This is a genomic window from Bacillus cereus group sp. BfR-BA-01524, assembly GCF_022662595.1.
Taxonomy (GTDB): domain Bacteria; phylum Bacillota; class Bacilli; order Bacillales; family Bacillaceae_G; genus Bacillus_A; species Bacillus_A thuringiensis_S.
Window position 1 is genome coordinate 1 of record NZ_JAKUDW010000283.1, and the last position, 476, is coordinate 476.

Here is a 476-nt window from a genome sequence, read left to right on the forward strand (position 1 = left end):
CTGTCAAAATTGTACCAGCGGTTGGTGCTACTTTTAAAGTGAGTGATTTTAAGGTAGGTGACTATGTAAAAGCTACTGGTGAAGGATTGAGAGGATTTATAAATTCTATAGAAGCTACTTCGGTTCAGAAAATTAATGTAAATACTTCTGTAATACAAAATGGTGCACCTTCTATTAGCTTAGAAACAATTCAAGGTCGCATTATTGATGTAGAAGATAACACAATTTATATAGAATCAAAAAAATATAATAGTTCTCTAGATAATATCGTTCCAATTACGCTACCCTCTACTAATAATACATTTAAAATCGGGGATTATATAAAAGCTACTGGGACCCTATGGAGAGATATGAGAACATCTATGGCAGCTACCTCCGTAGAGAAAATTGATGAAATTAACTCCTTAACTTCCGGAGTACATTTAAACAATCTAGGGGTACCAAATTATATAGTCGGAGAAATAACAAATAAATCA

At 32.8% G+C, this 476-nt stretch carries 1 pseudogene; it reads left to right on the forward strand.

The features are described from left to right. Window positions 1–476 (forward strand): annotated as a pseudogene (locus MR170_RS31075) (ATP synthase subunit A); the annotation flags it as partial.